The following is a 4,651-nucleotide window of genomic DNA, read 5'->3' as shown; positions in this document are numbered from 1 at the left end:
CGGCTTTTCCTTCGCCGTATCCGGGATGATGATCCCGCCGGCGGTCTTGGATTCGGATTCGACCCGGCGAACGACCACGCGGTCATGCAGCGGCCGGAAATTCGACTTTGCCATTTTTGGATTTCCTTGGTGCGGATGTTGAACGGTTGCCCGTTGCCGAAGCGTCGTTAGCACTCGACAGTGGCGAGTGCTAACGGGGGGGTGAGATAGTCTGTAAGCTCATACTAGTCAAGACGGCGCCGAGCGGCAGTTCGGGGTCCGATTCAACGGCAGCTATCACGGCGGCGACGCCGATCGACGACCAAAAGCGCGACGTGCCGGTGGTGACAATCTGCGGCGCGGGCCGCACCGGGCAACGGAGCGCCGATCGCCACGATCAAGCCTGGCCGGTCTGCGCCCGCGGTTTGCCGCCAATCGGATGTTAGAGCTCATGCTAATGAGGCGTCAGCACTCCGATTTTCTCAATGGTTTGGAAAAATCAAAAGATAATACCTTATCTCTATAGATTTTGTGTAATATCGTCCGATCCCGTCTTGGCAACCGGGCATCCCCTTGGTGGAACAGGAGATCGACGACACGTGGCAAGAATTTCGGTTCTCGGCATATCCGGCGGCGTTAGTACGCCATCCCGCACCACCGCGGTGGTGAGCGCGCTGGTCAAGGCGGTCGCGTCGCGTGTCCCGTCGGACGCCGGCCTGATCGAAATCACCGAGGCGGCGCCTTCGATTTTCGCCGGGTTGTCTCGTGGCGCGCTTGGCGCGTCTGGCGAAGCGATCATCCAGCGTGTCGAGAAGGCCGACCTGCTCGTGGTCGGAACGCCGGTCTACAGGGCGTCCTACACCGGCGCCCTCAAGCACCTGTTCGACCTTGTCGATTATATTCCGGCCCACAACAAGCGCTTCGCCGTCAAGCCCGAACAGGAAGGCTCAGCCTTCGTCGCCATTCCCGGCGTCGATCTGGGCGAGATCCTGTGCATTCAGGAGGAGCGCCAGGTCGGCAACGACAATTGTGTCTCGTTCAATCGGCTGAAGCTGCAAATTCCCGAAAGCCCGCTGCGGCCCCATTTCGTCAAGGCGACAGTCAAGGTGCGCCGCTATCATGACGGCGCCTATGCAATCTTCCACGGGCCCCGCTGTCTGGGCCGCTACGACCACAATGGAATAGCCGTACAGACACAAAAAGCCGCTTGAACCCGCTCGGCGGCCAGCAGAACAAAACCAGAAGCAGCGTACCTGAAACCGCCGGGCTTTGCCCGTCGAAATACTGAAATTAGTCCAATAATATCAGCAATTTACCGTTTATGGACGGGCACTGGCGACGAGCTTGGCTGCGTATGCCTTCAACTTACTGTTGGCTTCTAACAACTCCAATCTGATGTCAGGGGGAGTGACGCTTCTGAAAATTTGTCGATAATTGGGGAGTTCGGATTTTGACGATGATCTTCACCATAAAGCGATGAGCTGCAATTTCTAGAGATGGCCGCGCTAGGGACGGGCCTCCAGCACCATGTTGAACGGCGTCTCCGTGGCGCGACGGAATCGCTTGAAGCCGCCGCCGGTCACCACCTGGCGTAGCCTCGCCTCGCCGGCCTGGGCGCCAAGCCCGAGCCCGACTTCCTGCGACAGGGACGCGGGCGTGCACACGAACGTGGAAGCGGCATAGTAAACGCGTCCGACGGGATTGAGGTTCGGCGCTAGATGATCATGCGCGAACGGCTCGACGATCATCCACGTGCCATCCGGCTTGAGCGACCCGTGGACATGGGTGGCGGCGCCCGCCGGGTCGCCCATGTCGTGAAGGCAATCGAAAAAAGCGACGAGGTCATAGGTGCCGGTATAGGTCTTGGCGGCCGCGACCTCGAAGCGCGTGTTGGCGCCGACGCCGGCTTCCTCGGCGGCCTTGCGGGCGCGCTCGATCGAAGGGGCGTGATAATCGAAGCCGACGAAGCGCGAATTGGGGAAAGCACGTGCCATGAGCACCGTCGATGCGCCATGACCGCATCCGACATCCGCGACCTCCACGCCGCGTTCGAGCTTCTCGACTACGCCCTCCAGGGCCGGCAGCCAGGAGTCGATCAGATTGGCATTATAGCCTGGACGGAAGAACCGCTCCGTGCCGCGAAACAGACACGCGCTATGATCGTGCCATGCAACGCCCTTGCCGGACTGGAACGCTTGCCTCACCTTTTCTTCGTCGAGCCACAGCGCGGATAGGAACTCGAATGCGCCAGCCATGAAGGCCGGGCTATTTTCATCGGCGAACACCAGCTCCTGCTCGGCGTTGAGATAGAACTGGTCGTTGGCTTCATCGTAGTCGACGTAGCCCGCCGCCGCCTGCCCGGAAAGCCATTCTCTTACAAGGCGCTCCTGGGTACCGGTGCGTGTCGAAAGTTCGGCGGCCGTCATCTTGCCGCCTTCGCGCAATGCCTTGAACAGGCCGAGTCTGTCGCCTAGCAAGACAGCCGCGCCCGTAGCGATCGCACCGAGATCGCCGACCATTTTCCCCAAGAATGCGTCCAACTTTTCCTGACTCGCTTCAGACATCGAAATCTCCCTTTGGGCTCGATCTCTCCCAGTAAAAGCCTCACAAGGGGAGAAGAATGGCGAAATTGGAGCCCGGGCCCATTCTTTGGCGTCCACGCGCGGGCCGACCACCATAATGGCGGGTTCGGCCGAAAGCAGCTTCTTCGCCGCTGCCTCGACTTGGTCGATCGATGTGGGCGGCGCGGCGCTGGTGTAGCCGGTGCCAAGACCCGACAAGCGTGGCTGCAATCGAACTGGAGGAATCCAGATTGTTGGTAGCATAGGTGCCGATCAGATATTTCTTGCTCGCTTTTAGCTCGGCCTCTGTCGGCCCTGTTTCCGCCAACTCCCTGATCACGTGGCGTATCAGCCCGAGCGTCTCGGCCGCCCTGTCGGCGCGCGTCGCCGTGGTCACGACAAGCGCATTGGAATGCTGGTGGTCTTTCAGGCTGGAATGGATACCGTACGCAAGGCCGCGCTTTTCGCGCACTTCCTGGAACAGCCGTGAGGTAAATGGCGAGCCTCTGAGTATTTTGCTTATCAGCTGTGCGGCTTAGAATTCCGGGTCGCTGCGTCCGATGCCGGGAACCAGCTGCACCGAAGTCTGCGGCGGGTCGTAGGCGACCAATTACGCCGGCCGAGCTCGGGGCGACATCGGCCACCGGGGCGATCGCCTGCTTCTGAGGCAAATCGCCGACCAACTCGTGGAGCCTTTCACTCAGGCCTTTGGCATCAATGTCGCCGACGACCGCGACGTGCAGCCCGTCATGGGCGAAAGCGGCCTTGTGGAGGGCGCCTAGATCGGCCGGCGTTATGCCGGCGAGGCTCTCCTTGGTGCCCCTCGTCCGGCCTCGAATAAGAATGCGTGCCGTAGATTCTGCGCCGCCATGCAAGCTCGGCGATCGCGTGGGGGTCGCGCTCATTGGCGATGATGCTGGCGAGAATGTTGGCGCGGATGCGGTCGACCGGCTCCTGGTCGAAGCGGGGGCTGTTAGCCGCGAGCTTGAGCAGATCGAAGGCGGCGTCCTTCCGTTCGGACAGCATGCGCATCTAGCCATAAATGCCGTCGCGCTGCGCGTCGAAGCTCATCTCGGCCCCGGAATGGTCAACCGTCACCTGGAAGGCATCGCTGTCGAGATCGCCGGCGCCGTCGTCGAACAGGCCGGTCATCAAATTGGCCAGTCCCTCCTTGCCAGCCGAGTCCTGCGTGGTGCCGCCGTCGAAGACGAAGCGGATGGCTTCGGTTGTGGTGACGGGACGGACGATAAGCAAGGTTCGGGGCGAAGTGATTTGTTCCGCGGCGGCGGTATGTTTTGGTGAGGTGATCATGCGACGTCTTCTTTGGTCGGTCACGTGTTTGCGGATGATCGTGCATGTACCGTGCCAAATGAGAAAACCATTTATACGCAGTCTGGTAGATCTGACTCTGCTAGGTTGCGTATCCGACATTGTCGGAAATTGGACAGCGCCGAACGCGAAGCGGCTCGGGGCTTGTGACGATGCTTGCGCGTGCTGCTGCGGAGCGGGATATGAATGCGCCTCGAACTGGCGCGAGGCCTTCGAGGATGCCGGATTACTTAGCAAGGAGAAGTTGCTGGCGGACGACCGCCCATTCGAACCGTTTGGACCAAAATCACCCCTTAAACGTGGTCCTCGTTCGGCTCTGACGCACTCTCGCTGCGGCCACAGCCTAAGTTGCACCGACGAGGCGCGCCTGAAGCAGATCAATCTTGGCGCGGCCGTACGTTTGCCGCTTGATGAGTTTGAGCTTGGTGATCTGGCCTTCGGTCTGGCCATTCGACCACGGAGAGATAATGGCGTTGCGGACTGCGGCGATGTCCTTTTCGACCCCGTTTGCAAAGGAGCCGACGAGGCTTGCCTTCGCGCCGTCCAGCCACGTGTCCAGTTTTGCGACCGCCTTTGATCGGATCATCTGCTGAAAGTCGTCGATCAGCGTTCGCGCGTGACGAGGTCGATTGCCGCGATCAGTACAGCGTCCGATTTGGACAGGTCGTCACGCGCCAGCGTCATGTGCCTGGCGATGCTGGTTCCGTCGCAAACTCCAGCTGAGGTCGCAAGGGGAGGTTGAGCGTCACGCGGCGCTCATGCGGCGAGCATTTCGAACTGCT

Annotated in this window: 5 protein-coding genes and 2 pseudogenes; 1 reads left to right on the top strand and 6 read right to left on the bottom strand. The window is 60.6% G+C overall.

The features are described from left to right. Positions 1-114, bottom strand: a pseudogene (locus NKJ06_RS34435) (co-chaperone GroES); the annotation flags it as partial. Positions 115-578: 464 nt separating this feature from the next. On the opposite strand from NKJ06_RS34435, the gene NKJ06_RS34430 reads away from it, so the two are divergent. Then, positions 579-1,190: an NAD(P)H-dependent oxidoreductase gene (locus NKJ06_RS34430; RefSeq protein ID WP_352812373.1), complete on the top strand. Its 612-nt coding sequence runs from the start codon at positions 579-581 to the stop codon at positions 1,188-1,190. 294 nt (positions 1,191-1,484) lie between these two features. Here NKJ06_RS34430 and NKJ06_RS34425 read toward each other — a convergent pair whose 3' ends face one another. The 5 genes and pseudogenes from NKJ06_RS34425 to NKJ06_RS34405 form a co-directional block, all read right to left on the bottom strand. Continuing rightward, entirely contained in the window at positions 1,485-2,543 is a 1,059-nt protein-coding gene (locus tag NKJ06_RS34425; protein WP_352812372.1) for a class I SAM-dependent methyltransferase, read from the bottom strand. Positions 2,544-2,583: 40 nt separating this feature from the next. Further along, the gene (locus NKJ06_RS34420) at positions 2,584-3,012 is read right to left on the bottom strand and encodes an insulinase family protein (RefSeq protein WP_023802917.1); all 429 of its coding nucleotides are present in this window, start codon (positions 3,010-3,012) and stop codon (positions 2,584-2,586) included. Between the two features lie 275 nt (positions 3,013-3,287). Then, positions 3,288-3,566 carry a hypothetical protein gene (locus NKJ06_RS34415; protein WP_352812369.1) on the bottom strand — a complete coding sequence of 93 codons (279 nt, stop codon included), beginning with the start codon at positions 3,564-3,566 and terminating at the stop codon, positions 3,288-3,290. 6 nt (positions 3,567-3,572) lie between these two features. After that, entirely contained in the window at positions 3,573-3,851 is a 279-nt protein-coding gene (locus NKJ06_RS34410) for a hypothetical protein (RefSeq protein ID WP_352812367.1), read from the bottom strand. Positions 3,852-4,212: 361 nt separating this feature from the next. Beyond that, a pseudogene (locus NKJ06_RS34405) lies at positions 4,213-4,568 on the bottom strand (transposase); the annotation flags it as partial. Positions 4,569-4,651: the final 83 nt, after the last annotated feature.

The organism is Mesorhizobium sp. M0293 (assembly GCF_040321735.1).
Taxonomy (GTDB): Bacteria; Pseudomonadota; Alphaproteobacteria; order Rhizobiales; family Rhizobiaceae; genus Mesorhizobium.
This window is presented reverse-complemented; position numbering and strand designations above follow the sequence as displayed.

Bases quoted from the DNA above. Each gene is read 5' to 3' on its own strand.
- NKJ06_RS34425 (WP_352812372.1), bottom strand. From the start codon at position 2,543: ATGTCTGAAGCGAGTCAGGAAAAGTTGGACGCATTCTTGGGGAAAATG.
- NKJ06_RS34415 (WP_352812369.1), bottom strand. From the start codon at position 3,566: ATGCTGTCCGAACGGAAGGACGCCGCCTTCGATCTGCTCAAGCTCGCG.
- NKJ06_RS34410 (WP_352812367.1), bottom strand. From the start codon at position 3,851: ATGATCACCTCACCAAAACATACCGCCGCCGCGGAACAAATCACTTCG.